Below are 26266 nucleotides of genomic sequence, written 5' to 3'. Positions count from 1 at the left end.
CCAATGAGCGACAACAGATAATTATGCCTTCCATCATGGACAGGCGGTGAAATAACAGGACCCATTTGGCATCCTGTGGAATTTATTTGTGTATAGGGAAACAGGGTTTCAACCCCATTAGGGGCGAATAAATTTCGCGCCTGTGTCGCGGCGCTGACCGGGGGTGATGGACTGTGGCAAACCCGTCTGCAGGTCGTCAATTTCTTGCACCAACGCGTCCAAAGGCGCCCCGAGACTGGCACCCAGCGAAATTGGTTGCCCATTGGTTTCGGACATCGCAGAAACGACCGACACGATTTCCAAAATTCCGTTGTTAGACCGAAAAACGGGTGATCCCGATGCGCCAAAATCAACATCGCAGGTCAGAATGACAACGCCGTCCTGCTGGCCCAATACATCGCAAATTTCCTGCAAAGATGGGGCTTCTTCGCGGCCTTTGGCGTAGGACACGACCCCAACCATGTCGCCGCGACGGGGGCTGCCCGCAATGGGATAAGGTGCAAGCGACGGTAGGCGGATGGGCTGCGACAGCCGTAGCACTGCCAAATCATGCGCGACCTCTGATGCTTCGATCGCGCCGCCCGGACGAAAATCCGAATGCGCGACAACGGCCGCAATGCTGCGGTAGGCTTCGGCGCGGCCTTCGCGCAGTCCGGCACTGAATGTGAAACGGTCGGCAGAAATGGCCGCGTTATCGCGGTCATAGATACAATGCGCAGCCGTTAAAATCAGGTCTTCGCGGATCAAGGAAGCGGTACAAAACCCTTTGCCCGCGATATCCAAACGCCCGACCGACGCCCACTGCATGCCGTCTTGGCGGCTGGTCAATTCGTTCAGCGCAGTCGATTGCGCCCATGCCCCGCTAGCCCCTGCAATCGCCATAAAGACGCAAAGAATTTTCCAGATATTTTTGGCGCGTTTCATCATGAGCATTCTATCGCAGGGATATCAGGCATCTTTATGGCACATGGCAGGTATTTGGAACGGATTATTGCCTAAGATTTGGCTGCGCGATAATCAGGTTTTATGACTTTGATTGATCACCTGACTTTGCTCACTTTAGGCGACGGCATCGCCGCTATTTTCATTTTGCTTGCTTGGGCCGCTGTGGGGTGGACCATCGAACATCCACCAACGTCCAAACCATCGGTTTCTACGTTGATGGCCGCCTATCGCAGCGAATGGATGGTCGCATTTGAAGCCCGCGATAACCGTATCTTTGACGCGCAGATGATGGGGACGTTGCGGCAGGGGACATCGTTTTTTGCCTCTACATCGATCCTTGCTATCGGTGGTGTCTTGGCGCTGATCGGCAATACGGATCAGTTGCGCGGGGTCGCACAAGAATTCGCAAACGCCGATGATCCGGTGTTTGTCTGGCAGTTGAAATTGGTTTTGGTCGGGTTTTTCCTGACCTTTGCCTTTTTGAAATTTGTCTGGGCGCACCGTTTGTTCGGCTACTGTGCGGTGGTCATGGGAACCGTCCAACGCCCCGGCACCGAAGGCGGCGCGCATAGGTCAGAACAAGCCGCGCAATTGAATATCAGGGCATCGATCAATTTTACGCGCGGATTGCGGGCGATGTATTTTGCGCTGGGGGCGTTGGGGTGGTTGATGGGACCGATCATGCTGATCCTATCAACCTTGGGCGTGCTTTATCTATTGTGGAGCCGCGAATTCGCCTCGGCACCGCGTGATATTTTGATGAACGATTAACGGCGCCCTTCGCGCAGCCATGCGCCGACAGCCAGTGCCGCGGCCATCATCAAAAACAACCACGCAGGCACCAAGGGCATGATCGATACATCGGCGGTCAGATAGGCACCGCGCGGCGTGACGCCCAACCAATTGCTGGCGGCTGCAATGCGGCCTTCGCGGACGGCGCGGACGGTGAATTCACCCGTTTCTTGTCGAAATGCACCGCCACCTGTTTGATCCAGATAGGGCGCAATCACGCTGTCGGTCGCGATGGTTTGTTCAAATTCTTTGGGTGCGGCGGGACCAACGCCGATGACCGTTTCCTGATCGCCTTCGGTGATGCGGTATAGGCCCAGTTCGGGCGCAGTATATTCGGCCTCGAACCTACCGGGGGTGGTCTGACGCAGCGCGAAGGTCTGATCGCTGCCATCGGGCGCGGTCACGGTTGCATCGCCAATCGCATCCGACATTGTGCGCCGAATGATGCGGATCGTGTCGCCGTTCACTTCGGCCCATAGCGTTTCTTCTTCAAGCTCGGGTTCTTTCATCATCCAGTGGGCCAACCGCCGCAACAGTTCCAGCTGCGGCCCGCCGCCTTCGAACCCGCGGTCCCAAAGCCACGATTGATCGGATGTCATCAGCGCCACGCGGCCTTCGCCGACGCGGTTTAGGACCAACAATGGCCGATCATCTGCGCCCGACATCGCAACGGTCGCATCAGGCGTGGGAACGACATCAACCAATCGGAACCACCGCCCCCATTCGGGCGTGCCATCAGGGGCCAGGGTGGTGAACTGTTCCAATCCTTCGGTGACGGGGTGGCGTGCGCCCAGTTCGGTGATGGTAGGGGTGAACCCCTGCTCGATGACCTGCGCTGTTGGGGCACCCGGAATAATATCGCCCAAGGCCGACCGATAGATGCTGTCGGCACCGCCGAATTCAGGACCAGAGGAGACCAGCAAAGCACCGCCGTCTTCGACGTAGTAGCGAATGTTTTCCAAATATGAATTCGGTAAAATTCCACGGCGGCGATACCTGTCAAAGATGATCAGATCGAATTCGTCGATTTTTTCCAAAAACAGTTCGCGGGTCGGAAACGGGATAAGCGAAAGTTCATCTACAGGAACGCCGTCCTGTTTTTCAGGTGGGCGCAGAATTGTGAAATGCACCAGATCGACGCTGCTGTCGGATTTCAGCAGGTTGCGCCACGTCCGTTCCCCTGCATGCGGTTCGCCCGATACCAGCAGCACACGCAGCCTGTCGCGCACGCCGTTTATCTGGATCACGGCAGCATTGTTGCGGTCGGTCAATTCGCCGTCTTCTGTTGGGACGGTAAATTGCAAAACGTTCATTCCGCCGTGGGGCAGGGTGATGGGGACTTCGATATCTTGATCAACGGGAATATCGAATAGGAACGGTCGTCCGCCATCAATCGCGATAGCAAGCTGCGCCAAACCGCCTGTGTCTGGCGCGGCGCCTTGGTCTTCGATCCGCAGAGTCAGGGTGATCGGTTCATCGATAATGCCGAATGCGGGTGCGTTACGGACGATCAACCGGCGGTCCCAATCGGTTTCCTGTCCGGTTTGCAGCAAATGAACCGGCGCTTCGATCACTGGGGCGCGGTCCATATCGTGAATGCGGCCATCGGAAATGACAAAGGCCCCTGCGATCCTGCCAGTGGGTTCTTGCGCCAGAGCGCTGGATAATGCGGTCATCACCCGCGATCCGCTGTCCTGTTCGCCGTCTCGGACCGTGATTTCGCGTAGTTCTGTGTTGGGTAGCCGCGCGATCTGTTCGCGCAGATTTTCCAGCGCGGCCTGCGTTTGGTCGTCGCGCCCGTTGATGCGTTGGCTTGCGCTTTCGTCGATTGCCACCAGAACGATGTCGGACAATGCCGTGCGGTTTTCCGATTTCAGCGCTGGGTTCGCCAGCGCCGTCAGGATCGCAACAGCTGCCAAAGCGCGTAGCCACCAGCCCACGCTGCCGCGCAACGCCGAAAATAGACAAAACGCAATCGCGGCTGCCGCAAGGCCGGCAATCGCAACCCAAGGTAGCAGGGGATCAAAAACAATATCGGTCATTCGCCTAGCCTATCCAACAATGCAGGCACGTGGACCTGATCCGATTTGTAGTTTCCGGTTAGGACGTGCATGACCAGATTGACCCCGAACCGCAGCGCGATTTCGCGTTGCCTTGCGCCCGCGTTCCCGCGTCCGACAGGGAACAAATAGCGCCCTGTTTCATCCATCGCCCAAGCCGCGGCCCAGTCGTTCCCGCCGATCACCACTGGGGTCACGCCGTCGTTCAGATTGCGAAATGGCATGCCATCGATTTCGTTGCCTGCGTTCACGGATGCTTCGACCCAGATGTCGCGCCCGTTATAGCGCCCCGGAAAATCCTGTAGCAGGTAAAACGTGCGGGTCAGAATGTGATCCGTGGGCAGCCGTTCGATGGGGGGAATATCTAGGCCTGCCGCAATCGCCTGCAGTTTGCGAGCCTCGGTTGTGGTGGTGCCGTATTGCGCAAAATCCGCGTCGCGGGTGTCAAAGACGATCATCCCACCAGACCGTAGATAGTCGTTCAGTTTCGCATAAGCGTCACGGCTGGGCATCGGTTGGTTGGCCGTAATCGGCCAATAGATCAGCGGGAAAAACGACAGCTCGTCCGTTTCGATGTTCACGCCTACGGGATCATCTGGTTCGATGGATGTCCTGCGGGTCAATGTATCCGACAATCCAAATAGCCCTGCATAGGCGGCATCATCAACGTCAGCGTCGCCGGTGATAACATGCGCCAAAACAACGTTGGACGTGGCTGCAATCGCGGCGGCATCAGATTGCGCGCGTGCATCATTGGGCAGGATCATCACAGCAATAAACGCGGCAACAATTCCGCCCCGCAGGCGCCCCGACAGGCCCAATGTAACGATGATGTCGACGCATAATAGCGCCAGCGCAGTTGCCAAAAACCAGCCCATCAAAGGTGTCTCTGGTGCATCTGTGATTGTTTCGACCGTGACATTGGCTGGCCATGTGGCAGGTGCAATCTGGCGGTCGGCGTCAATGACATTCAGTGCAAGCGCGCGGTCTTCGCTGGTGTATAATCCGGGCGGAATATCCGCGGAGGGGGTGAATGCGGCCAAATCTTCGCCTGTTGTTCCAGCCAGATCGGCGCCACTACGCAATGTTCCGTCGGCCATCAGGATTTGCGCGGGTGTCCAAAACGATCCGGCTAAAATCTCTGCCGAGGGTTCGGTATTGCCGCTGATAATCGACAGGCGTTCCAGCATTTGAACGAACAATCCCGACAGGGGCAAATTCGACCACTCCGCGTTTGCGGTGACATGGAACAACACAATTTGGCCCGCGCCCAACGTGTCGCGCGTCACCAGCGGTGTGCCATCGGTCAACTGCGCGATAACGCGGCTGGCCAGCGTTGGATCGGGTTCTGCGACCACCTGTGCTGATACGATCACGTCCTTGGGGATCGGCAGTCCTGCAAAGGGGCTGTTTTCTGCGAAAGGTGCAAGGGTTTTAGGTTCGCCCCAGCTCATTGTGCCGCCGACGCTGCGGCCGCCCGACCGTAGGCGCACGGGCAACAAGGGGTCCGCTTCGATGGAAAATTCGGCCGCTGCCAGTCGCGGGCCGGCAAAGCGTAGCAACATCCCGCCCTGTTCGATCCAGTTGGTTAGCAGTTCGTTTTCCAAGGGCGAAATCGTTGCCACATCCGCCAACACAATGACGTCGGGGTTCGCGGGAATGGCATCTGTAAGCGGCAGTTCGATCAGGTCGGCATTGGGGCGCAACGCTTCGCGTAGGTAATGTAGTGGCGATAGCAGTTGCAGGCTTTCGGTGCTGGTCCCGCCCGATACCAACGCGATTTCGCGGCGTTTCAGGCTGTCATCCGTCAATGTCACAGCCCCTGCGCTGTTTACGCCAGAGATGGCAAAACGGGTGACGCGGTTGCGCTGTTCGGGGGGCAGATCGAATTCCGTGGTCGTTTCGGTTTCGGTGTCGGCGAAAACAATCGGCGCTGATGCCAATTCGCGTTCGATACCCGCTGGGTCCAGTCCAATTGCGTGGGCGGTATATTCATCCTGCGCGCCATGCGTTCGCGTCGCGCGCAGGGTCACGGTCGCACCGTCAATCACCGCAGGGCGGAGCCCCACAACAGGCCGATTGGTTTCGAACACGGTGACGGCACCGCGATCTTGCAATGCGACCAGAATGTCGTCGCGCACATCGCGGTCGATACCGTCAGACAGCCAATAGGTGTCGAACGATCCGTTCTGCATGGCGGCCCATTCCGCCGCCGTTTCAGGAACGTCCCAAGCGGCTGGCGACAGGTTTGCAACCGACCGCAGGGCGACATCGGACGTCACAAATGTCAGGTCTGTCGGCAGGTCGGTCAGCGTTGTTACAGCGACAGTCCGTTCGTTGCGCGCGGCTTCGGCAAGTTTGGATTCGATCTGATCCAGCCGCAGTGACCAATCGGGCGCATCCGCCCATGTGCCATCGGCGATGATCAACAATGGCCCCGATCCGCCAGAGCGGGTTTCGGGGTTCAAGATCGGTCCTGCAAAGCCGATAATCAGCCCGGCAATCGCCAAAGCGCGCAACACCAGCAACCACCAAGGCGTGCGGTCTGTTTCGACCTCTTTTTCTTGTAGACCCAATAGCAGCGCCACACCAGGAAAACGGCGTTGGATGGGCGCGGGCGGCACGGCCCGTAGCAAAATCCATAAAATGGGTAGGCCGATCAACGCGACCAGTAACCACGGGGCTGTAAAACCTAATGTGCCGAATAGTACCATTAGCGTGTCTGCTCCGTCGCGGTGTAGAGCCACAATAGGGCCGATTGCGCGCTATCGCCTGTGTGGTGCGTGCCGTATTGCCAACCCGCCGTGCGGGCCAGAGCGGCAATCCGGTCTTTGCGTTCGGCCAGACGTTCGCGGTATCGCGTGCGCAGATCGCCTGCCTTTTGCGTTTCAAACCGCAGACTGCCGCCCATCGACTGAAATACGGTGCGCCCGTCGAATGGGAAATCTTCTTCGGCGGGGTCAAGGATTTGCAACAGGGTTCCGCCCACGCCGCGATCTGCCGCGCGGGTTAGCGCCGTTTCCAGCGGGGCCAGATCGCCCATGAAATCCGACATATACACGGCGCGTGAATTCGGCAGGATGCCCGCATCATCTGGCGATCCGTAATCGGAGCCATCAGCCTGCGCCGCCCATTCGGCGATCCGCATTGATTGCGCTTCGCCGCGGCGGGCGGGGATATCCGCGCCAATCACGCCAACGCGTTCGCCGCCCCGCAACAGCAACAGCGACAAGGCCGTCATCAATACGCCTGCGCGGGCCGCTTTGGTCGGGTGGTTGTCGGCTGAACTGAACGACATCGACGAGGACCGATCGATCCACATCATCACGGTCTGGGCGATCTGCCATTCTTTGTCTTGGACATAGGTCGTGTCGGATCGGCCTGACCTGCGCCAGTCGATCAATCGTGCTTCGTCCCATGTTTGCGCTGGGCGGTATTGCCAGAAATGGTCGCCCATGCCTGCGCGGCGGCGTCCGTGTTCGCCCATGATAACGGTCGATGCCAATTGATCCGCCTGCGCCAATAGCGCGGGCAGGGATGCGGCAACAGTTTCCGCATTGGCACGTAGGGCGATCGGGTCGGTCAAGCGGCGGCCTCGGTCCCTGTGAACTGATCGGCGGTGGCGTCGATGATATCGGCCAAGGTGGTTCCGCGCGCTTTGGCGGCGAACGTCAGGGCCATACGGTGGGTCAGAACGGGCGCGGCCAATGCGCGGACGTCTTCGGGCGATGGGGCAAGGCGGCCGTTCATCAATGCCTCGGCCCGAGCGCATAGCATCAGCGCCTGCGCCGCACGAGGGCCAGGGCCCCACGCGATGTTTTCGTTCACGATGGCCGGCGCATCAGGGCCAGGGCGACAGGCGCGCACCAGATCCAAGATCATATCCATGATGTTTTCGCCAACGGGCATCTGGCGCAGCAGGGCCTGCGCGGCGATCAATTCATCGGCGGTGAAAACGGCATGAGCGTCTTCTTCGGCTGCGCCGGTGGTGGCGATCAGGATGTCGCGTTCCACATCACGGGTCGGGTAGGGCACGTCGATCTGCAGCAGGAAACGGTCCAGCTGCGCCTCTGGCAGGGGGTAGGTGCCTTCTTGTTCCAGCGGGTTTTGAGTGGCCAGTACGTGGAACGGTTTGCCTAATGGGCGGTGCTGACCTGCGATGGTGACTTCGCGTTCTTGCATCGCTTGTAGCAGCGCGGATTGGGTCCGCGGGGACGCGCGGTTGATCTCGTCGGCCATCAAGAGCTGACAGAAAACGGGGCCTTCGATGAAACGGAACGACCGCGACCCATCGGCGGCTGTTTCCAGAACTTCGGACCCTAGAATATCGGCAGGCATCAGGTCGGGCGTGAATTGGATGCGGCTGCCGTCCAGCCCCATCACGGTGGACAGCGTATCAACCAGACGGGTTTTGCCCAAACCGGGCAGGCCGACCAGCAGCGCGTGACCGCCAGAAACCAGTGCGGCCAGAGTCAAACTGACGACACGTTCCTGTCCAATGAACCGTTTGGAAATGCTATCACGGGCCTGAACCAGCTTTTCGCTTAGCTTTTCGATTTCAACAACCAGATCGGCGGGTGCGGCCATGACAATGCTCCTAGGTCACTCTATGTTGTTACAGAACCAGATATCACTACTGATCCCAATGGCAAAAACATGACTGGACAAAAGATTGTGACCCCATCGGCACAAAGCCTTGCTTCGGCGGCGCAGGCTGCATCGAAAAAGGGCCTGCCACCTGTCGAAAAATGGAATCCGCCGTTTTGCGGGGATATCGACATGCGGATCGCGCGGGATGGGACGTGGTTTTACATGGGCACGCCGATTGGGCGACACGCGATGGTGAAACTATTCTCAGGAATCATTCGGCGCGATGGGGATGATTATTTTCTGGTGACCCCTGTCGAAAAGGTGGGGATCACCGTTGATGACGCGCCATTCGTCGCCGTGGATTTCGACGAAACGCCCGATGGGCTGTTGTTTACCAATAACGTCGGCGATCAGGCGTTGGCGGGGCCTGACCATCCCATCCGCATGGAAACCGATCCCGAAACGGGCGAACCATCGCCCTACGTCCTGATCCGCCGAAACCTGTGGGCGCTGATCGACCGCAAATCGTTTTACCGTTTGGTTGATTTGGGCGACGTGCAGGGCGACCATTTCGGCGTGACCTCTGGCGGAGAATTCTTTCCGCTGATGGCGGCGGACGCGTTGGAATAATCTGGTTCCTATCGTGAACGCGGGCCGCGACAGGGAAACAAAGTTGTAATTTGTCGGTGCAAATGACGTTTCAAGACGAAAAATGACGTTTCGCGCCTCTTTCACCTGACGAATTGGTGTGTATCACAGGGTAAATCTAATCCGGAGTGATCCATGTCCAAATTTGCTCTTACCGTTACGTGCCCATCGACCCGCGGCATCGTTGCTGCGATCGCCAATTATCTGGCCGATCAGGGGTGTAACATTACTGACTCGTCGCAGTTTGATGACGCGCAGACCGGAAATTTCTTTATGCGCGTTAGCTTTACCGCTGAAACGGGCAAAGAACAGGCCGAGCTAGAGGCAGGTTTTGCCGAGACCGCAAAACAGTTCGCTATGGATTTCGCATTCCATGACGAAGCCGAAAAAATGAAGGTCATCATCATGGTGTCCCGTTTCGGCCACTGCCTGAACGACCTGCTGTATCGCTGGAAAATCGGGGCTTTGCCGATTGATATCGTGGCGGTCATTTCGAACCACATGGATTATCAAAAGGTCGTTGTGAACCACGACCTGCCGTTCCACTGCATCAAAGTGACCAAAGAAAACAAACCACAGGCCGAAGCGGCCATCATGCAGGTTGTCGAAGACACCGGCGCCGAACTGATCGTTCTGGCGCGTTACATGCAGGTTCTGTCGGATGCGATGTGCCAGAAAATGTCGGGCAAGATCATCAACATCCACCATTCGTTCCTGCCATCGTTCAAAGGCGCGAACCCGTACAAACAGGCGTTCGAACGCGGCGTGAAACTGATCGGTGCGACGTCGCATTACGTGACCGCCGATCTGGACGAAGGCCCAATCATCGAACAGGACATCGTGCGGGTGACGCACGCGCAATCTGCAACGGATTATGTATCGCTGGGCCGCGATGTCGAAAGCCAAGTTTTGGCCCGTGCAATCCACGCTCACGTTCAGCATCGCGTTTTCCTGAACGGAAACAAAACCGTTGTGTTCCCAGCGTCGCCTGGCGCCTATGCGTCCGAACGCATGGGATAAACCCGATCCATACCTTCAATGTTGGGCGGCCGTTGTGCCGCCCTTTTCTTTGGCGGTCAGGGGCATTAGGTTTTCCGCAAAACAGGAGCCACATATGACCCTACCTCCATTAGATTGGGACGATCGTTTCGCGAAATCAGACGGTTATTTGTTCGGAACGACGGCGAATTATTTCTTGGGCGAAGTGGCCCATCTGTTGCCGACCCGTGGGTCCGCTTTGGCTGTGGCAGATGGCGAAGGGCGCAATGGTGTTTGGCTTTCCCGTCACGGATTGGACGTCACATCGGTTGACGTGTCACCGACGGCCCAGAAACGCGCGGCGGATTTGGCTGCGGAATGTGGTGTGTCGCTGAACCTGATGATCGGCGATGCACATGACTGGGATTACCCTGAAAACGCATTCGATGTCGTGGTCGAGGTGTTCACCCAATTTTCCAATCCAGAACAAAGAGCCCGTAAATGGGCTGGGATGCGCCGTGCATTGAAACCCGGTGGCACGCTGTTGATTGTTGGCTACCGCGTGGAACAGTTGAACAACACTTCAGGCGGCCCGCGTCATCCTGATCACCTATATACCGCTGATTTGCTGAATGACGCCTTTGGTGATTTCACATTGAAACGCATGTCACAGGACGATTTGGAAATGGCCGAAGGGGCTGGACATGATGGCATGTCGTCCGTGATCGGCGCGGTTTGGCGAAAGCCGGAATAAAAAACTGGCGATGGTTGGCAGCATGCTGACAGTATGCTGTCAGCAGGGGTGTGTCACATAGAGTGCATCACAACTCTAGGAGATACAAAAATGACCACTATGCCAGCCGTTGTTTGGACCGAACTTGCCGTTTCTGATCTGGAAAAATCGGTGGCCTATTATCAGGCCGTTCTGAACCGCCCCGCCCATGTCAGCGATATGGCCGCCACCACGACCTATGTGTTTGGCGATGATTCGGTGACTGGATTTCAGTTGATCCCGGCCGAAAATCACGTGGCGAACCAATCGGTGATCCACGTGATGGTCGCGGGGTCGGTTGAAACGGCCGTTGAACGCGCGCAGCAAAACGGCGGGTCGTTAGATGGCGACATCCTGACCATGCCGTTCGGTAAAATCGCCTATACGCGGGATATTGATGGCAACCGCGTCGGCCTTTTCGAACCTGCGGCCTGATGCGCCGCGCTGATCGCCTGTTTGAAATTGTTCAACTGCTGCGCGGCGGGCGGCTAACCACTGCTGCGCAACTGGCGGATCGGCTCGAAGTATCAAAGCGCACCATTTACCGCGACGTCGCTGACCTGATGGCCAGCGGCGTCCCCATCACGGGCGAGGCAGGCACGGGATACGTCATGGGCGCGGGTTTCGATCTGCCGCCCCTGATGTTTTCTGAATCCGAAATTATCGCATTGGTCGCTGGCGCCCGCATGATCGAGGTGTGGGGCGGCAAGAAAATGGGCCTGAACGCGACCGAAGCCATCGTGAAAATCGCCTCTGTCCTGCCGGATCATCTGAAATCGCGGATCGATAGCGTGCAGGTCAATACCGTCGACATGAACGATATGACCGATGCGGTGCGCGAACATGTCGATACGGTCGAACACGCGGCCCACGCGCGTTTGCGTTTGAGTATGTCCTACAGCGATGAAAAGGCACAGTCGTCAGATCGCACCGTGCGGCCGTTGGGCGTTTGGTATTGGGGCAAGGTTTGGACGATGGTGTGCTGGTGCGAACTGCGCCACGATTTTCGGATGTTCCGTTTGGACCGCGTTGTGGATTTGCAGATTGGCGATGGGTTTCGCGATGAACGGGGCAAAACCTTGCGGGATTTTTTCCAATCGGACCGCATCAAAAACGACCCGCGCCCGCCCAAAGGAAAAGGCGCCCCATAGGGCGCCTTTGGTCTGTTTTACAGCTGGCCGATCGACCAAAAGAACGTTTCGCCCGAACTGTCGTCGACGCCGTCGTTATCGGTCGAAACCCACGCGGTGCCGTCTGGGAAAATTGCCAGACCTTCGATTTTGTCCACGATGTAACCACCGTTTGCCGCCAAATCTGGGATCAGGTCATAGACAATTTCCGAAGATACAACAGGCAGGTCGCCGCCCAGTTCTGCAGGCACCATTTCAGCCGCTGGGATGCGGACGATCTGTTTGGTGACGGCAGCCGCGCCGATCTGGTTGTCGCGTTCGATCAGGTAGACATAATCGCCATGCGCTACGATCTCCGACAGACCAACCCACCCCGTTTGAGGTGCGGTTTTGTTGAACAGGACTGCGCCCCATTCTTCGGTATCCGTATTGTAGGCCACTAGTTTCACGTGGTTTTCGGCGTCATCGGCCCATTCACGTTGAACGGCCATCCACAGGGTGTCACCGATCATGGTGATGCCTTCGAAACCGAACCGTTTTTCCACGGCCAGCAGTTCGGCGGGTAGCGCGATTTCTGCCTCGATCTCTCCGTCCGCGTTGACGTGGTAAATGCCGTGCGGAACCATGCGGTCGGTGCGACCTTCGGAGGCGATCCAAAAACCACCGTTGCCGTCCAGCGCGATGCCTTCCATATCCAGTTTTTGCGCAGGGAAACCACCGCGAGTCACTAGGGTGGCATCAGTGATGCGGGCAGGGGTCTGGGTGGTGTCGATGGTGAAAATGGTCGGCTGATACGCGTAGAAGCTGTCGTTCACGGCGTAGATCGTACCGTTGTCGCCCGCGACCATGCCCGAAATAGCACCCCAACCGATCAGGTCATCGGCGCCTTCGGAGGTTAGCTGTGGGTAGGCGGCTGGCGCGTCTTGCAGTTTATAGATCATGACGTGGGCGCGCACGCCGCCGTCTTCGATCAGGTCGGCTTCGTTCGCGGTGATGAACAAGTTGCGTTCTGGGATGGCAATCGCGCCTTCGGGGGCGATGCCCGATGGCAGGATGTTGGCCAGAACAGGCGCAGCGGGATCGGTCACATCGTAAACCGTAACCACAGACGCGCGTTCGGACAGAACGAACAGGTATGGCGTGTCACCGAACACGGCGAATTCCATGCCTTCGGGTTCGTTGCCTTTGGCGTCCGACCGTTTGTCAGGATAGTGGCCCGACTGGATCACAGCGTATTCCATCGCGGTGCCGGATTCATAAACCACGGTGCCGTCTTTGTGGAAAATGGTGAAACCGCGCGAACCGCCGTCCATGTCGCCTTCGTTCGCGATGGCAAAGTGGTTGTCGTCGATCCATTGCAGGCCATCAGGTTCGCGCAGGCGGCCCATCTGGTTTTCGGTGAACGTCAGCGTTGCGCGTTCGTCCGTTGCGTCGATGTTCATTAGATCGACCGATCCAGCCGAAAAATGGTTCATCACTGCGCCGTCTGCACCGATCACAACGATTTCGTTGTTTTCCTGCATGGTTACGGCGATTTCGCCCAAACCATTCACGTCCACGAATTCAGGCTCTGGGTCTTCGGGCGCGATTTCGGCCAGACCCGTGACGTCGATTTTCATCATGGCGTCGCAGTCCAGCGCGCCGTCGGTTGCGGCGACTTTGACAACGTAACCACCTGGGGCTTGGCCTACGCGGCCGTCACCCAGATCTTCGTCGCGTTCGTTTTCAATCGCGACTGTGACGAACGACCCATCAGGAGCCACAGCGGTGGAATCCGGCTGACCGCCCAGATCGCATTCTCCGGTGATATCGCGGCTGGTTAGGTCGATCGACACCAGTTTGCCGGACGGCGCGGTGTAGGATTCGGATGTGTTCACGCCAACAAAGGCGGTGTTGCCGATGACGGATACAGCCGTAGGTTCGCCGTCCATCGCGATGTTGCCCAGCGGGGCAGGATTAGCTGGATCAGTGATGTCGATCAGGCCGATGACGCCCAGCGGGCTGTCGGTGTAGACCACTGTCATGCCGTCTGCGGTTGCCGAAATAATCTCGGCCGAGGTTTCGCGACCCATATCTTCGCCTTCGGCCATGTTGTGCGGCGTGGCAAAGGACGAAATGCGGTTGAAATTCATATCGGCCATCGCCTGACCAGCGGCCAAGGCAAAGATCGAGGTAAGGCAGACGGATTTAAAGGTCATGCTGTTCTCATGCGGTTTAAATAAAAAGACGCATGTCGCATGAATGATTGTCATGACCGCCGTATGAAGCGGCCATGACGGTTTTGTAAAACGTCAGACGTTTGTGCAGATGTATTTCAGTTCGAGGTAATCTTCGATCCCGTGGTGCGATCCTTCGCGGCCCAGACCCGACTGTTTGACGCCGCCGAACGGGGCGACTTCGGTCGAAATGATGCCCGTGTTCACGCCGACGATGCCGTATTCCAGCGCCTCTTGCACTTTGATCACGCGGGACAGGTCGTTGGCATAGAAATAGGATGCCAGACCAAAGATCGTGTTGTTCGCCAGTTCGATCACTTCGTCTTCGTCTTTGAAACGGAACAGCGGCGCGAACGGGCCAAAGGTTTCTTCGGTCGCGACTTTCATATCGCTGGTCACATCGCAAACGATGGTCGGTTCAAAGAATTGCGCGCCTTTGTCCGATGCCTTGCCGCCGGTGATAACCTTGCCGCCTTTGGATAGGGCATCTTCGATGTGGTCACGGACTTTGTCCAACGCTTTGGGTTCGATCAGCGGGCCCAGATCGGTGCCGTCATTCAGGCCGTCACCAACGGTTAGGGCTTCGACGGCTGCCTTTAGTTTTGCGCTGAATTCGTCATACACAGCGTCCTGTACGTAGATGCGGTTTGCGCACACGCAAGTTTGGCCGTTGTTACGGAATTTACAGGCAATTGCGCCCTGAACAGCGGCGTCGATATCGGCGTCGTCAAACACGATGAAAGGCGCGTTTCCGCCCAGTTCCATCGAACATTTCATCACCTGATCGGCCGCCTGACGCAGCAGGATGCGGCCAACTTCGGTCGATCCGGTAAAGGTCAGTTTGCGCACCTTTTGGTTTTCGCAGAATTCTTTGCCGATGCCCGATGCGTCCTCGGACGTAATCACGCTGAACACGCCAGCAGGAACGCCCGCCTGTTCGGCCAATTTCGCCATGGCCAGCGCCGATAGCGGGGTTTGCGACGCAGGGCGGATCACAAACGAACAGCCCGCTGCCAGTGCAGGCGCGACTTTGCGCGCGATCATCGCATTTGGGAAATTCCACGGCGTAATACCCGCCGCAACGCCGATGGGTTGTTTGATAACTGTAATGCGTTTGTCGGCCATGTGGCCCGGAATGGTTTCGCCGTAGACGCGTTTTGCCTCTTCCCCGAACCATTCAACGAACGACGCGCCATAGGCGACCTCGCCTCGGCTTTCGGCCAATGGTTTGCCCTGTTCGGCGGTCATGATGATGGCCAGATCCTCTTGGTTCTCCATCATCAGGTCGAACCATTTGCGCAGAATTTTCGCGCGGTCCTTGCCCGTCTTTTTGGCCCAGTCTTTTTGCGCGTTGTAGGCCGCGTCAATCGCCGCGGCACAATCGGCGCGGGGCAGGTCAGGGACCGATGCGATCACGTCGCCGCGGGCTGGGTTCACCACGTCAAAGGTCGCGCCGTTCGACGCTTCCACCCACGCGCCGTTCAGATAGGTCTGTTCGCAAACCAGATCGGGATTTTTCAGCAGGGATTTCAGATTGGTGTCGGTCATCGGGCTCTCCGTCTGGAAATTTGATCATATTTCAATCACGAGGGCACCAGATCGTAAAGCCCCTTTTGCCTATTGCGGCAAAGGAACCAACTGAGCGCCCAGATATTCCAACATAGGTGTGTCATCCAATTCATAAGGAAAGCCGCCAAAGGCGTATTCGGACATCACAACAATGGAATTGCGCGTGCCGATCTGGCGGCGCAACCGTTCCTGTTCCGCAGGAGAGAAAAATTCAGCCAAAACCACAGGAACCGCAGCTGCATATCCCGTCGCCACATAAGTCGTGTCCACAAAGGCACCTGGCAAATCGACGTTGATGGGTTCGGGGCTGTCGTCGTCGGGGCTATCGAAACAGTAGGTTAGCAGAGCCTCTTCGGTATCGAAATTTCCGGCAAAAATATGGACGCGCGTCATGCCTGCGGGGATCGCGGGATGATCATCTGTGTCGTCATTATCGCTGGGCATAGCGGGGTCAAACAGGCTGCGCCAAATGCTAAGCATGATGGTTCCTATCCCTGCGCGTTGCCTATCAAGGATGATAGCGTCGCATCGAAATCTGTGTCTGCATCAATCTGCACGTATTCAAACGTAATGTCATCTGCCAATGGATCATTGGATATGGCATCCACAGCATTGCGCACAAAGGCCGCGCTTGCGGCTGCCCAGACATCACCTTTCGTGGGGGCGCTGGTCAGTACGGCGATTTTTCCACCGTTCGCAGCGGCCATGCCGGGCACAAAATGCCGACCGATCATGAACACAGGGCGCATTTGCGATTGCATCAGCGCGTCGAAATGCGCAACCGGCACGGCAAAACCTTGGCGGCTGGGGGAATCCGATAGACATATAATCATATCGATATCGCCCAGCTGATCTGCCAGATCATAGGCTAGACCCGCCGCGCTGCCATTGTCGGCCAAATCGCCCGACATCGAAATGCCATCCGTTCCGATGACCACAGATTGCGCGACATCCCCATCGGGGTCCACGACGGCGAATTTGATGCCTTGTTGGTTCAGGTATGTTGCGATTTTCGGCGCGACACTGGACGTCGCCCCATAAAGGACAGCGGTAGAAATGTTCGAATGAGTCATCAGGTTATTTGGACTTTTTGCCGCCTTTTTCTTTTTTGTCTTTTTTACCTGCCAAGGCATCGTTGTTTTTCGACGGTTTTAGACCCTGCCATGCGGCGTTTGACAAAGTGTCTGCCAATTCATCGTTTCGGCCCGCGCCTGTTTCCAGATAATGGTCTGCTGGTCCGAATATCAGGGCCGACGCTACCGTCCAGTCGACATCTTGAATGGCGCCTTCATAAATCCAGCTTTGGAAAATCGCCGCACATTCCCGCATCTGCGTTTCCATTTCCACGGTCAAAGGCGCAAAGTCAGGATCGGATTTTGATCGCGTCATCAAATCGCGGTGAAAACGGTACAGGTCAGGGTTTGACCAGCCCCAATTCAGGTAATGTTCAATCAGCGCGGCAATCGCTTTGCGGGGTTTGTTTGACGCGTTGGATATGACGGTTGCGAAATCTTCGGGCTGGCCGTCCATCCAGATTTCATAGGCTATGGCCGCTTTGCCCGAAAACGCGTGATAAATCGATCCGACTGTCGATCCGCTTTTGCGACCTATTTCGGTGATCGTCGTCGCCGCATATCCGTTTTCCAAAAAGCCTGCCAAGGCAGCGGATTTAATTGCGGTTCTACGATCTGTCATTGTCGCCTCGTTCAGGTTTCAGGTTAACGATACGCAGGCAACTCCGCAGATCACAGTGTTTTTTCGACCTTTTTGTCCTTTAGGTCACATATCTGTGCAATCTTTGTCAAAGATTGGCGATTTTGGTCCGCGGTGCTAAGTGTCTGGTCAGAAAATATTGGAATAATGTAATGCGACCCTTGGCTTTTGTGTCTATTCGTTCGGTTTTCGCGCTGTTTGGTCTTTTGGCTTTGGTTGCGTGTCAGCAAGAAGAACCCATTGAAACCGCGCCGCCTGAACCTGTGATCGTTCCCGGTTATGATACGATTATTGATAACGGCTATGCCCTGCCGGCAATCGATGCGTCCTACCTAGCAGAGCCGAACCGCCGCGTTTTGGTGTATTATTCGGGTGACGAAGAACCCGGCACGATCGAAGTCGATATCTATGCCAAATTCCTGTACTGGATCATGGATGACGGGACCGCGTGGCGTTACCCTATCGCGGTTGGCCGTTTGGGTCGCGCGATCCGTGGCGACACTGTCATCCGCCGCAAAGTCGAATGGCCCGGCTGGACGCCAACCGCGAACATGCTGCGCACCGAACCAGACGTTTATGGCGATTTCGCAGGCGGTATTCCGGGCGGATTGCGCAGCCCGCTGGGCGCACGCGCGCTTTATCTGTATCAGGGCGGCCGCGACACTTATTACCGCATCCACGGCACCAATGATCTGGCGTCCATCGGCAATTCTGGATCGGCTGGCTGTATCCGCATGTTCAACCATGACATCATTCACCTGTTCGACATGGTTCCGCTGGGAACCGATGTCGTCATGCGCAGCGAAGAAGATTCGATCCGCATCGAAGATGAATTCTATGATCGCGGTATTGAATTGCCAGCCACGCACATCGATCCCGATGATATCTACGGCGAGGCCGCTGTTTTGGCAGATCGCCCAATTGCCGAAATACTGGCAGATCAACTTGCGCCCGCTGAACAGCCAGACGACGAAGACCCGCAGGACGATGCATAATTAATAAAGAGGCAAGGAAATTTCCCCTTGCCTCTTTGTTACAACCGCAGGCTTTACTACATCTGAATTAGATTTGATTGATACAGGTGTAAAATGTCCAATTTCGACGCGCAAATTCGTGAATCGCAGGCCCAAGTCGCCGAGGCGCAGTCCAAAATTTCGGAACTGACGTCACGGATCGAAGATGCCCGCGCGAAAATGGCGACGGGCACCGATGTCACCGTTGATATCGAAAACGCTACGCTGGACGACGTTCATGCCCATACCGAGGCAATGAACGCCAACATCGCCGAACTGATCATGGGTTTGGATGATGTCACCGCAGGGTTCCAATCTGATTTCGATGAAATGCGGTCGAAAACCGCGATGGAAAAGATCGTTGGTATCTTTTCGCGCGGCAAATCTGAATCCATGCGTCAGGAACGGATGCGCACCGCGTCGATTGACGACAAACTGCAGGACCTGATCGCCAAATCCAACACCATCCAGCAACTGCTAGAAGGCCAATTGGCCATCCTGAACGACCAGAAAACCAAGGTGGATGACAACCTGAAATCCACTCTGGATGAACGCGAATTCACCGTTCAGGAACTGGAAAAGGTCCGCGCTGATATTCTGGCGATGGACCCGAAAATCATCGAATTGGAAAACAAAATCGCCGTTGAAACCGATGCGGCGGCGCGGACAGCATTGGAAACGCAACTGGCTGATCTGAATGCGCAATACAACGAATTGGTTCAGACCGAACAAGTGAAACTGGCGAAATCCCAGACGCTGGAACGCTACATCGAAAAAGGCAAAACCTGGCTGGATTCGCTGCAAAACCAGGCGGCTACGCAGATGGTTCTGATCAACAAACTGATGACAGACACCAAACAGCGCGTTGTTTTGTATGATGCGCTGACCAAATCGTTGAAAACGGCGCAGCAGCAGGACATCGCGCACCGCATCAACGAAATCGGTGTGCAGACGGACAAAGAGGCGCAGCAAGCCATGGCCGCCATCGGGTCTGCCACGAATTCGCGTATGGCCGACATGCTAGAGGCGCACGAAGACCACATGGTATTCGCCCGTAAGGTGCTAGAGGAAAAGGCAAAAGCCGACGAACGTTTCCTGCGCCGTTTCCAAAAGATCGTCGAAAAGCACGACAAAAACGCCTATGGTCAGCAGTAACCGATAGGGGACTGCATGACCGACGCAAAATCCGACCTGACGCTGGATCATTTCCAGCTAGAGGACACCCGCATCACGCGGCGCTATTTTGACAAATTCCAGAAAATCACTGGCTATTTGGGCAAAGTCGCCGCCGTGATGGAGGTAGAGGGTCGTTACAAACGCCACGAAATCGATGTGATCGCCCGCTATCTGGTGGCGCTGAACCTGTCGTTTCGGGCGTTGCGGTACAAATACCTGTTTTCGGGGCGGTTCGCCCATGCGGGCAACCTGACCTTTGACCGCATAGAAAGCGGTTTCCCAGTCTATCCCGAACTGCTGGAAATGGCGAATGACGCGCAGCAGGCGCAGCGCCATTTGGACGGCATGCCGTCCGAGCCAGAGCTAAAGGACCAGATGGTTCGTCAAATCCTGACCGATCAGGCGATCCCGACGAAACTGCAATACGCGCTGTCTCAGCGGATGTATTATCAGGAATTGGCGCAGGGCGGTTTGTTTTGGTCGCGCAATGATCCCGATGTGATCTGGCGCGGGGATCGCAACGGGCGGCGCAATTATTTGATCCATTGGGCGGTCTATGACAGCCAGATCAACCTGCCGACCGTCTATCTGATGGATGTCGAAGACACAGGAAAAACCGGCCTGCCCAAAGACGAACGCCGCTGGCCCGAGGTCATGCAGCATCTGATGGCGCAATCGGTTGGCGGTCTGAAACTGCTGACCATAGCCAAAGGTTTCGACGAAGATTTCGACGACCTGCACCCCAAACGTCTGCGCCGCATTCACATCGGCCCGATGTATTCCCACGCGTTCACTCAACAATCCGGCCCCCTGCGCGACGTGTTGGAAAAGGCAAAATCGCCCGTTGGCGAAGATTGGGCGCTGGTCTGGACCGAAGAAGATTTGAAATCCGAACGGGTCGAGGATGTGAAATCGGGCTGGTTTGGCCGCGTTGAACGTCAGATTTTCGCGCTGGATCCATTCGCAGGGCAGGGCGCGGATACGGGCGCGACGTCGATGACACGGTCGATTATCATGCCCGAACGCCCCTATCAGGCGCTGGCCGAACTGAACCCCGCGGGTTTCGGGGATGTGCGTAAATTTGTGGTCAGCCCCACGGGCCGCGTGCTGAGTTATAGGTAGAACATGAGCCAGAACACTGGACAGATGGAACTGCGCGAAGCGGACATTCGCAAACATTACCCTGCCGCGCTGGCGCTGTTGCAAGGGTTCGATCACGCCCCGCGGATCGGCAAACCTGTGGCGTCTTTGCCGGAACGGTCGCCTGGCATCGGGGCGCGCCGCGCGTTTCGGGCCACGACGCCCGGTTTGGCTGCATCGCGGTCCACCCGCAACGAAGGCGTCCACCTGATCGAAACGATCGAAGAGCTGAATTCAAACGACGGCCTTATGTCGCCTTCGCAGTCGGCTGTTTTGAACGCGCTGCGCCGCGCGATTGCCGTGGCCCGCACGGTTGGCGATCAATTTGCAGAACACAGCGGGCTGGCCGACCTGAAACGCGCCAATCTGCAGGGCGGCATGGCCCCGTCGAAATCCGTTGAATTCGCCGAAGCGTTATCCGCCGAAGCCTTGGCCACGTTGCACGTTTTTGCGTCCTATCTGACCTTTGCCTTGGCCGACCGTGTGTCTGACGTGACCGTCGATCAGCCCGACGTGGTCGAGGTGCTGACTGACAACGCCTTGCTCGCGATGCAGGGTGCGCTGTGGGAACTGGAACGCCAGATCGAAGGCCGCGAAGACAGCGACGAACATCTGGTCGCCCGCGTTGTCAGCTTTGCCGAAGTGTTGATGGAAAAGGTCGCCGCCCGCGCCGCCAATGCGCCGCGTTTGGGGGCCTTTGTTGATGGCAGCTGGCGCAGCGACGACGGGTTCGTGGTTAACGGGTTCACGGCTGCCCGCGCCGCGAAATCAACGACCCTAACGATGCAGTTCAAGAAACCGCACGAAGTCGTCGGTAACCACATCGCCAAATATCAAGCGATGAAATTGGCCAAAATGCTGATGGCCTATGATTTCGATCGCAAAATGAACCCATTCGCCGAATTGGGCGGTTTCATCTTTACCTTTATGGGGGATGGCGCGCCGGGGACGGGCAAGACAACGCTGATCCAGATGATGGCGGGGATGGTGCATGACTATTGCCAGATCGCGGGCTATCCGTTCCGGTATCAGAATTTCGGCATCGACAATATCGACAGCTATCAGGGCAAATCGGGCCAAAATGCCAAAGCGTTTATCAACACCGTTCTGGACCCATCTGTCATCGGGTTCGGCACGATTGATGACATCGACCAGATCGCAGGCAAACGCGGCGACCGTCAGTCCAGCGCTGGCCAACAAGAGGTCACCGCCGTATTCATGGAGGCATTCGCCGGCGCAAACACCGTTGTGCGCGGGAACTGCACGTTTGGGATGTTTTCGAATTTCCCCGAAAACGTGGATGATGCGCTGCGCCAACGGGCAGGGGCGCGGTTTTTGGTGGACGGCCCCCAAACGCGCGAAGATTACATCGATATTCTATCGCTGCTGCTGGGCAAAAATCACGATATCCCGCTGGGCCAGCATGATCTGTTTTCGGCGCAGCAAATCAAACGGGCCGTCGCCCGCAGTTTTGAATCCCACAACCGCCCGAAAGAGCCGCGTTTGGAACAGGTTTTCGACCGTCTGCACGGTCAGATCGGGCAGCCTGATACCATCGCCAAACTGGGTAGCTATCTAAAAGCGATCCAAGAGGCCGATCCTAGGTTCACGGGCCGCGCGATTAAAAACATCACCGACGCTGTCAAAGTCCGCGCTATGGATTTTGAACTGCCCGACGAATGGATGGAAAACCCCGATCTGTTCTTGCGCAAAGATTATGACACCAAACGCAATATGATTGCCGACCTGCGCCAGGCGATCACGACCGATATGGTGCTGCAGGAAATCAACCGCTACGCCGATAGTGAATTCCGCTATTCGGGCAAATCCGACGAAGCCGCCATCGACCAAATGGTCCGCGATCTGCGCCTGTCCGAAGAAGCAAAGCGCCGCTACCTAGAGGGCAAGGCATGACTATTTTCATCCCCGCCGTGATATTGGCGCTGATCGGCTGGTTCGTGCCGCGCCTTTTGGGGAAACTTCTACCCGAAGGCGTCCGCCCGCTTTTGTTGAACGCTTTGCTATCCACGTTGATCATGGGCTGTCTGGGCATCGGATATTTCATGGTCCTATACGTGATCCAAGGCATGCCTTTGTCTGCGATGCTGATGGACGGGGTCGGGCCCGCGATCGGGTATTTCGGACGGCTATCTATGATTTCGGCCCTCATCTGGGCCCCCATTATGATTTTGTCGCTGGCGGGATTGCCACGCAAATGGACGAAAGAGGTGTGGTGATGAAACGTGTCGCAGCGCCTTTTATTGCGGCCTTGGTCACGGCCTTTGGGATCGCAACTGCGATGACGATCCAGATGTGCGGGCTAAAGGGGCTGGTGTCCCCTATGACCGATGGCATTTGCGCGGCAACAGATACCCCTGCCGAAGTGTTTTCGGCGTTTTTGGTTTTGGGCTGTTTTGCCGGCATGTTCATACTGGCGATCTGGGTCGGTATCTTGCTTTTTCGCGATAGGGGGCAGTGATGTATCGCCTGATTGAAAAAGGATTGATGTTCGGCAATCTGGTGCGCATCGACAGCCCTGTTTTGGTGGAACGCTACAACCGTGCCCTGAAATCGTTGACGGGACGACAGACAGAACAGACCGAATTTCACATCGACATTTCCGGTTTTTCACCCGAGGTCGCAGACGAATTGGGCGATCCGTTGTATCTGAACCAGTCAGGCGTGAACCGGCAATTTATCCTGCTGACGACCGAACAGAAAACCGCGCCTTTGCTGGATGCAAAGTTTTCAACCTCTCGCGGGATATTGCGCCAATTTATCGACGCAAACCACGAACAACTGTTTGCACTGACTGCCCGTGATGCCGTTGCGGGCGAAATGGTGAATTCGGTTTATCATGCCGACACGCCAGATGATTTGTTCAACATTCGCCGCATCACAATCGAAGCCGACACGACCCAAGGCACCGTGAAAACAGCGGCCAAGTTGGGCAAGATGATTGATCGGTTCAAATCAGAACCGGACGCATGGTGGGATGATGTGCTGATCGGCGAAATGATCGGGCTGGCCAAAGAAACGGGTGATGTAACGCGCAATCCGGTGACATTGACCCAAGACAGTTTTGACGCCGATGATTTTTGGACAGCGCATTTCGGCGGCGTCTATCTGTTTCGCAGTTACGGCGATCCGGTCGTGATTGCGCATGATCGGCTGGATGTAGATGCCAAATCGATCACGTTGTCGGATCGGGGTGCGATTGCGAAATTCCTGCGCCAGAACCGACTGGCTGAACCATTGGCAGATGCGCGCGGCGTCGATGCGGCCTCGATTTTGCATCAGAAAATGGATTTCATCGTGGCCGAGGTCGCCGCGCGTCACGGTGAAACTTTGGTGGGCGCAACGCGGCGCGACATGCGCATTTTGGGCCGTAAGTTTGCGGCTGACCTGCCGCCCGAATGGAAAGGTTTGGCCGCTCTGGCGCGCTGGGCCGAAGGTGTAGGGGAATGGCCCCGCATCGACAGCGATCATCCTGCATATTTCTATTCTCTGCGGGCATCCGATACCAAAAACGCCGATCTGGTGAATATGCTTTTGGCCGAATTGTCCCCACTGGATGTCAGGCAGCTGTTCATCTGCCACAAAAATGCGTTTTATGCGGACTACGCCAAATGGTCGGATGCGAAAAAAGATTACGTCGCGGATTTTCTGGCCCGTGAATATGCCGCAGACAAAGCGGGCACACGCGCCAAATTATTTGGGCATCACGGGTTGCCGAACGTGCCAAAAACCGAAAAACGCGGTATTGTAGATGCGGTTGGCCCTTGGGGTGCGGTCAGACGGGGGCGGTGATGCGTTTTGTGTATACGATGGTTTTGGGCTTTGTCGTTTTGACGGCCATCTATTTCGTAGTTTCGATCTATTCGCGATCGGTTCGGCGCGAACGGTTGGAAAAACATTGGGATCACGACAATCCAGGGGGTGATCCTGCCGCGCGTGCGGATTATATCAACGCTGGAATGGCAAAATACGAAACCGGTTTTCGTAAAAAACTGATTTTTTTGGTCTACGTCGTGCCGATCGTGACGGTTGGCGTGATCATGTATCTGGTGAATTGAGAATAAGATGAAATTAAAATCGTTCTTTCGTTTGGTTGTCGCTGTACTGTTGTTGCCGTTCTTTCATTACGTGCTGCCGCAGCATGACATTGCGCGGATTACATCGACAGAAATCATTCGTCAGGATTTTTCCGGTTTTAACCGTCTGTTCTATGCACAGGCCGACAGCGGCAGCGTCGAACAAACCACCCGCGATTTGCGATTGATCAACACCGTGCGCAAACAGACCTATCTGTTGGGTCTGATCCGCGGCGGCGACGATACGATGGTATTCCGCAACGAAGACACGGGTTGGATTTGGCCGCCCTATTTCAAATTCGATAGCTCTGACCTGCAGGCCGAGGCCGCCGATTACGCCAAAGCGGACGGTCAGTATTACATGATCACGCACTATGGTTGGCGAAACCGAGTATTCAGCATTTACCCCAACGCGATTTCGATCAAACCGATCGAAGACCCGAATATGCGTATTATTCCGTGGTTTAACATTGTGTTCTTTATCGCGTTGATGGCAGGTATCTTGTTTGTCCGCGCCGCATGGTTCCAATTCCGCGAACGGTCTTTGGATCCTGCTATGGACCGCGTTGGCCATAAATGGGACGAAGTCGAAGCCGGCGTTGCGAAACGCAAATCCCGCCTTGGCCGCTGGATGGACAGCTGGAAATCGAAATAACCATGCCGTCGGTTCTGTTCGTTTGTTTGGGGAATATTTGCCGTTCGCCAGCGGCAGAGGCAGTGGTGCGTGACCTTGCGCCTGATTGGGTGACCGATAGCTGCGGCACCGGAGGCTACCACGTCGGAGAGCCACCCTATGGTCCCATGCAGCAGGCGGCGCGCACCCGTGGTATCCAGATGTCGGATCTACGTGCGCGCCAATTCAGCCGCGCCGATTTTGACCGCTTTGATCTGATCTGCTGTATGGATGGCGATAATTTGGCGAATGTCGAACGGATGCGGCCAGCGGGAAACGAAACTCCGGTTCGACTGTTTGCAGACGGGCCAGTGCCCGATCCGTACTACACCCGTGATTTTGACGGCTGTTTGGATATCATCCAGGCAGCCGCGCAGGCGCTGGTTACGCGCGGCACATAGATTCCGCCGTGCGTGCGAAATTGCGGTATCGCGCCCAGAATGCTTCGTCCGTTGAACGGTTCGATTGGCGTGTTTCCTGCGCCTGATGCGGGTCAGCAAAAAATTCAGCTGCGCGCGCCTGATCCGATCCGCGTAACGTCTGGTTCGCCGCGCGTTGAACGCAAGAACACAGTGCCGGATTTGCAGCCGACCGACCGCCGTTCATGCAGGCATTGCCGACTTCGCCAGAAACACGTCCCGCACCGCAAGACACTAGAACAAGGCATGCCGCAGCTGCCATCGTAAAACGGATCATGTTTTCACCTCTGCTCTGGCCCGGCGCTGATCTATGCCGCGTCGCGGGCTGGTTGCGTATA

Annotated in this window: 27 protein-coding genes; 16 read left to right on the top strand and 11 right to left on the bottom strand. The window is 56.4% G+C overall.

Annotated features, from left to right (window positions below; translation table 11 throughout):
• Positions 1–117: 117 nt before the first annotated feature.
• Entirely contained in the window at positions 118–927 is an 810-nt protein-coding gene (locus ACXAGA_RS02820) for a trypsin-like serine peptidase (protein ID WP_475115989.1), read from the bottom strand.
• A 99-nt stretch (positions 928–1026) separates the two neighbouring features.
• Between ACXAGA_RS02820 and ACXAGA_RS02815 the strand changes: the two genes are divergently transcribed.
• Positions 1027–1716, top strand: a complete 690-nt coding sequence (locus ACXAGA_RS02815; RefSeq protein ID WP_475115988.1) for a DUF599 domain-containing protein — start codon at positions 1027–1029, stop codon at positions 1714–1716.
• Here the strand turns inward: ACXAGA_RS02815 and ACXAGA_RS02810 are convergent.
• Genes ACXAGA_RS02810 through ACXAGA_RS02795 form a run of 4 tightly spaced genes read right to left on the bottom strand, consistent with a single transcriptional unit; the run spans position 1713 to position 8384 of the window.
• The gene (locus tag ACXAGA_RS02810; RefSeq protein WP_475115987.1) at positions 1713–3779 is read right to left on the bottom strand and encodes a hypothetical protein; all 2067 of its coding nucleotides are present in this window, start codon (positions 3777–3779) and stop codon (positions 1713–1715) included. The genes ACXAGA_RS02815 and ACXAGA_RS02810 overlap by 4 nt on opposite strands.
• Complete coding sequence (locus ACXAGA_RS02805; RefSeq protein WP_475115986.1) at positions 3776–6511, bottom strand: DUF4159 domain-containing protein; 2736 nt, start codon at positions 6509–6511, stop codon at positions 3776–3778. Before ACXAGA_RS02805 ends, ACXAGA_RS02810 begins: the two co-directional genes overlap by 4 nt.
• A complete protein-coding gene (locus ACXAGA_RS02800; RefSeq protein WP_475115985.1) occupies positions 6511–7383 on the bottom strand; it encodes a DUF58 domain-containing protein in 873 nt (290 codons plus the stop codon). The genes ACXAGA_RS02805 and ACXAGA_RS02800 overlap by 1 nt, the downstream gene beginning before the upstream one ends.
• The gene (locus ACXAGA_RS02795) at positions 7380–8384 is read right to left on the bottom strand and encodes an AAA family ATPase (protein WP_475115984.1); all 1005 of its coding nucleotides are present in this window, start codon (positions 8382–8384) and stop codon (positions 7380–7382) included. The genes ACXAGA_RS02800 and ACXAGA_RS02795 overlap by 4 nt, the downstream gene beginning before the upstream one ends.
• A 69-nt stretch (positions 8385–8453) precedes the next feature.
• Between ACXAGA_RS02795 and ACXAGA_RS02790 the strand changes: the two genes are divergently transcribed.
• The 5 genes from ACXAGA_RS02790 (at position 8454) to ACXAGA_RS02770 (ending at position 11936) form a co-directional block, all read left to right on the top strand.
• Positions 8454–9017 carry a DUF1285 domain-containing protein gene (locus tag ACXAGA_RS02790; protein ID WP_475115983.1) on the top strand — a complete coding sequence of 188 codons (564 nt, stop codon included), beginning with the start codon at positions 8454–8456 and terminating at the stop codon, positions 9015–9017.
• A gap of 153 nt (positions 9018–9170) precedes the next feature.
• Positions 9171–10055, top strand: coding sequence for a formyltetrahydrofolate deformylase (purU, locus tag ACXAGA_RS02785; protein ID WP_475115982.1), 885 nt, complete (start codon positions 9171–9173; stop codon positions 10053–10055).
• 94 nt (positions 10056–10149) lie between these two features.
• Positions 10150–10767 (top strand): class I SAM-dependent methyltransferase, encoded by a 618-nt coding sequence (locus ACXAGA_RS02780; RefSeq protein WP_475115981.1) that lies wholly within the window; start codon positions 10150–10152, stop codon positions 10765–10767.
• Between the two features lie 90 nt (positions 10768–10857).
• On the top strand, positions 10858–11220 hold the full coding sequence (locus ACXAGA_RS02775; protein ID WP_475115980.1) for a VOC family protein: 363 nt from the start codon (positions 10858–10860) through the stop codon (positions 11218–11220).
• Positions 11220–11936, top strand: a complete 717-nt coding sequence (locus tag ACXAGA_RS02770) for a helix-turn-helix transcriptional regulator (protein WP_475115979.1) — start codon at positions 11220–11222, stop codon at positions 11934–11936. Before ACXAGA_RS02775 ends, ACXAGA_RS02770 begins: the two co-directional genes overlap by 1 nt.
• 17 nt (positions 11937–11953) lie before the next feature.
• Here the strand turns inward: ACXAGA_RS02770 and ACXAGA_RS02765 are convergent, their stop codons facing one another.
• The 5 genes from ACXAGA_RS02765 to ACXAGA_RS02745 form a co-directional block, all read right to left on the bottom strand.
• Positions 11954–14113 carry an esterase-like activity of phytase family protein gene (locus ACXAGA_RS02765; protein WP_475115978.1) on the bottom strand — a complete coding sequence of 720 codons (2160 nt, stop codon included), beginning with the start codon at positions 14111–14113 and terminating at the stop codon, positions 11954–11956.
• A gap of 93 nt (positions 14114–14206) precedes the next feature.
• Positions 14207–15679 carry an NAD-dependent succinate-semialdehyde dehydrogenase gene (locus ACXAGA_RS02760; RefSeq protein ID WP_475115977.1) on the bottom strand — a complete coding sequence of 491 codons (1473 nt, stop codon included), beginning with the start codon at positions 15677–15679 and terminating at the stop codon, positions 14207–14209.
• Between the two features lie 69 nt (positions 15680–15748).
• Complete coding sequence (locus tag ACXAGA_RS02755; RefSeq protein ID WP_475115976.1) at positions 15749–16180, bottom strand: hypothetical protein; 432 nt, start codon at positions 16178–16180, stop codon at positions 15749–15751.
• A gap of 8 nt (positions 16181–16188) precedes the next feature.
• The gene (locus ACXAGA_RS02750) at positions 16189–16773 is read right to left on the bottom strand and encodes an SDR family oxidoreductase (RefSeq protein ID WP_475115975.1); all 585 of its coding nucleotides are present in this window, start codon (positions 16771–16773) and stop codon (positions 16189–16191) included.
• 4 nt (positions 16774–16777) lie between these two features.
• Entirely contained in the window at positions 16778–17395 is a 618-nt protein-coding gene (locus ACXAGA_RS02745; RefSeq protein ID WP_475115974.1) for a TetR/AcrR family transcriptional regulator, read from the bottom strand.
• A 170-nt stretch (positions 17396–17565) separates the two neighbouring features.
• Between ACXAGA_RS02745 and ACXAGA_RS02740 the strand changes: the two genes are divergently transcribed.
• The 10 genes from ACXAGA_RS02740 to ACXAGA_RS02695 all read left to right on the top strand — a co-directional run bounded on the left by ACXAGA_RS02740 (position 17566) and on the right by ACXAGA_RS02695 (position 25910).
• A complete protein-coding gene (locus ACXAGA_RS02740) occupies positions 17566–18408 on the top strand; it encodes a L,D-transpeptidase (RefSeq protein ID WP_475115973.1) in 843 nt (280 codons plus the stop codon).
• Between the two features lie 93 nt (positions 18409–18501).
• Positions 18502–19581, top strand: a complete 1080-nt coding sequence (locus ACXAGA_RS02735; RefSeq protein ID WP_475115972.1) for a hypothetical protein — start codon at positions 18502–18504, stop codon at positions 19579–19581.
• A 15-nt stretch (positions 19582–19596) separates the two neighbouring features.
• Positions 19597–20724, top strand: a complete 1128-nt coding sequence (locus ACXAGA_RS02730) for a hypothetical protein (protein WP_475115971.1) — start codon at positions 19597–19599, stop codon at positions 20722–20724.
• A 3-nt stretch (positions 20725–20727) separates the two neighbouring features.
• Complete coding sequence (locus ACXAGA_RS02725) at positions 20728–22656, top strand: AAA family ATPase (RefSeq protein ID WP_475115970.1); 1929 nt, start codon at positions 20728–20730, stop codon at positions 22654–22656.
• Positions 22653–22979 (top strand): hypothetical protein, encoded by a 327-nt coding sequence (locus ACXAGA_RS02720; RefSeq protein WP_475115969.1) that lies wholly within the window; start codon positions 22653–22655, stop codon positions 22977–22979. The genes ACXAGA_RS02725 and ACXAGA_RS02720 overlap by 4 nt, the downstream gene beginning before the upstream one ends.
• On the top strand, positions 22979–23221 hold the full coding sequence (locus ACXAGA_RS02715) for a hypothetical protein (protein ID WP_475115968.1): 243 nt from the start codon (positions 22979–22981) through the stop codon (positions 23219–23221). Before ACXAGA_RS02720 ends, ACXAGA_RS02715 begins: the two co-directional genes overlap by 1 nt.
• Positions 23221–24552, top strand: a complete 1332-nt coding sequence (locus tag ACXAGA_RS02710; RefSeq protein WP_475115967.1) for a DUF6638 family protein — start codon at positions 23221–23223, stop codon at positions 24550–24552. Before ACXAGA_RS02715 ends, ACXAGA_RS02710 begins: the two co-directional genes overlap by 1 nt.
• Positions 24552–24818 (top strand): hypothetical protein, encoded by a 267-nt coding sequence (locus ACXAGA_RS02705; protein WP_475115966.1) that lies wholly within the window; start codon positions 24552–24554, stop codon positions 24816–24818. The genes ACXAGA_RS02710 and ACXAGA_RS02705 overlap by 1 nt, the downstream gene beginning before the upstream one ends.
• A 7-nt stretch (positions 24819–24825) precedes the next feature.
• Positions 24826–25491 (top strand): DUF1523 family protein, encoded by a 666-nt coding sequence (locus ACXAGA_RS02700; protein WP_475115965.1) that lies wholly within the window; start codon positions 24826–24828, stop codon positions 25489–25491.
• A gap of 2 nt (positions 25492–25493) precedes the next feature.
• Positions 25494–25910 carry a low molecular weight protein-tyrosine-phosphatase gene (locus ACXAGA_RS02695; protein WP_475115964.1) on the top strand — a complete coding sequence of 139 codons (417 nt, stop codon included), beginning with the start codon at positions 25494–25496 and terminating at the stop codon, positions 25908–25910.
• Here the strand turns inward: ACXAGA_RS02695 and ACXAGA_RS02690 are convergent.
• A complete protein-coding gene (locus tag ACXAGA_RS02690) occupies positions 25894–26205 on the bottom strand; it encodes an arginine transporter (RefSeq protein ID WP_475115963.1) in 312 nt (103 codons plus the stop codon). The two genes, ACXAGA_RS02695 and ACXAGA_RS02690, sit on opposite strands and share 17 nt — an antisense overlap.
• Between the last annotated feature and the right edge of the window lie 61 nt (positions 26206–26266).

The sequence above is a fragment of the Marivivens sp. ABH4_498 genome (genome assembly GCF_056160585.1).
Note: the sequence above shows the minus strand (reverse complement) of the source record. Positions and strands in the feature narration are given on the sequence as shown.

Bases quoted from the DNA above. Each gene is read 5' to 3' on its own strand.
- ACXAGA_RS02815 (WP_475115988.1), top strand. From the start codon at position 1,027: ATGACTTTGATTGATCACCTGACTTTGCTCACTTTAGGCGACGGCATC.
- purU (WP_475115982.1), top strand. From the start codon at position 9,171: ATGTCCAAATTTGCTCTTACCGTTACGTGCCCATCGACCCGCGGCATC.
- ACXAGA_RS02810 (WP_475115987.1), bottom strand. From the start codon at position 3,779: ATGACCGATATTGTTTTTGATCCCCTGCTACCTTGGGTTGCGATTGCC.
- ACXAGA_RS02775 (WP_475115980.1), top strand. From the start codon at position 10,858: ATGACCACTATGCCAGCCGTTGTTTGGACCGAACTTGCCGTTTCTGAT.
- ACXAGA_RS02720 (WP_475115969.1), top strand. From the start codon at position 22,653: ATGACTATTTTCATCCCCGCCGTGATATTGGCGCTGATCGGCTGGTTC.
- ACXAGA_RS02715 (WP_475115968.1), top strand. From the start codon at position 22,979: ATGAAACGTGTCGCAGCGCCTTTTATTGCGGCCTTGGTCACGGCCTTT.
- ACXAGA_RS02770 (WP_475115979.1), top strand. From the start codon at position 11,220: ATGCGCCGCGCTGATCGCCTGTTTGAAATTGTTCAACTGCTGCGCGGC.
- ACXAGA_RS02820 (WP_475115989.1), bottom strand. From the start codon at position 927: ATGATGAAACGCGCCAAAAATATCTGGAAAATTCTTTGCGTCTTTATG.
- ACXAGA_RS02725 (WP_475115970.1), top strand. From the start codon at position 20,728: ATGAGCCAGAACACTGGACAGATGGAACTGCGCGAAGCGGACATTCGC.
- ACXAGA_RS02705 (WP_475115966.1), top strand. From the start codon at position 24,552: ATGCGTTTTGTGTATACGATGGTTTTGGGCTTTGTCGTTTTGACGGCC.
- ACXAGA_RS02760 (WP_475115977.1), bottom strand. From the start codon at position 15,679: ATGACCGACACCAATCTGAAATCCCTGCTGAAAAATCCCGATCTGGTT.
- ACXAGA_RS02735 (WP_475115972.1), top strand. From the start codon at position 18,502: ATGTCCAATTTCGACGCGCAAATTCGTGAATCGCAGGCCCAAGTCGCC.
- ACXAGA_RS02700 (WP_475115965.1), top strand. From the start codon at position 24,826: ATGAAATTAAAATCGTTCTTTCGTTTGGTTGTCGCTGTACTGTTGTTG.
- ACXAGA_RS02790 (WP_475115983.1), top strand. From the start codon at position 8,454: ATGACTGGACAAAAGATTGTGACCCCATCGGCACAAAGCCTTGCTTCG.
- ACXAGA_RS02690 (WP_475115963.1), bottom strand. From the start codon at position 26,205: ATGATCCGTTTTACGATGGCAGCTGCGGCATGCCTTGTTCTAGTGTCT.
- ACXAGA_RS02795 (WP_475115984.1), bottom strand. From the start codon at position 8,384: ATGGCCGCACCCGCCGATCTGGTTGTTGAAATCGAAAAGCTAAGCGAA.
- ACXAGA_RS02765 (WP_475115978.1), bottom strand. From the start codon at position 14,113: ATGACCTTTAAATCCGTCTGCCTTACCTCGATCTTTGCCTTGGCCGCT.
- ACXAGA_RS02745 (WP_475115974.1), bottom strand. From the start codon at position 17,395: ATGACAGATCGTAGAACCGCAATTAAATCCGCTGCCTTGGCAGGCTTT.
- ACXAGA_RS02710 (WP_475115967.1), top strand. From the start codon at position 23,221: ATGTATCGCCTGATTGAAAAAGGATTGATGTTCGGCAATCTGGTGCGC.
- ACXAGA_RS02805 (WP_475115986.1), bottom strand. From the start codon at position 6,511: ATGGTACTATTCGGCACATTAGGTTTTACAGCCCCGTGGTTACTGGTC.
- ACXAGA_RS02780 (WP_475115981.1), top strand. From the start codon at position 10,150: ATGACCCTACCTCCATTAGATTGGGACGATCGTTTCGCGAAATCAGAC.
- ACXAGA_RS02755 (WP_475115976.1), bottom strand. From the start codon at position 16,180: ATGCTTAGCATTTGGCGCAGCCTGTTTGACCCCGCTATGCCCAGCGAT.
- ACXAGA_RS02695 (WP_475115964.1), top strand. From the start codon at position 25,494: ATGCCGTCGGTTCTGTTCGTTTGTTTGGGGAATATTTGCCGTTCGCCA.
- ACXAGA_RS02730 (WP_475115971.1), top strand. From the start codon at position 19,597: ATGACCGACGCAAAATCCGACCTGACGCTGGATCATTTCCAGCTAGAG.
- ACXAGA_RS02750 (WP_475115975.1), bottom strand. From the start codon at position 16,773: ATGACTCATTCGAACATTTCTACCGCTGTCCTTTATGGGGCGACGTCC.
- ACXAGA_RS02740 (WP_475115973.1), top strand. From the start codon at position 17,566: ATGCGACCCTTGGCTTTTGTGTCTATTCGTTCGGTTTTCGCGCTGTTT.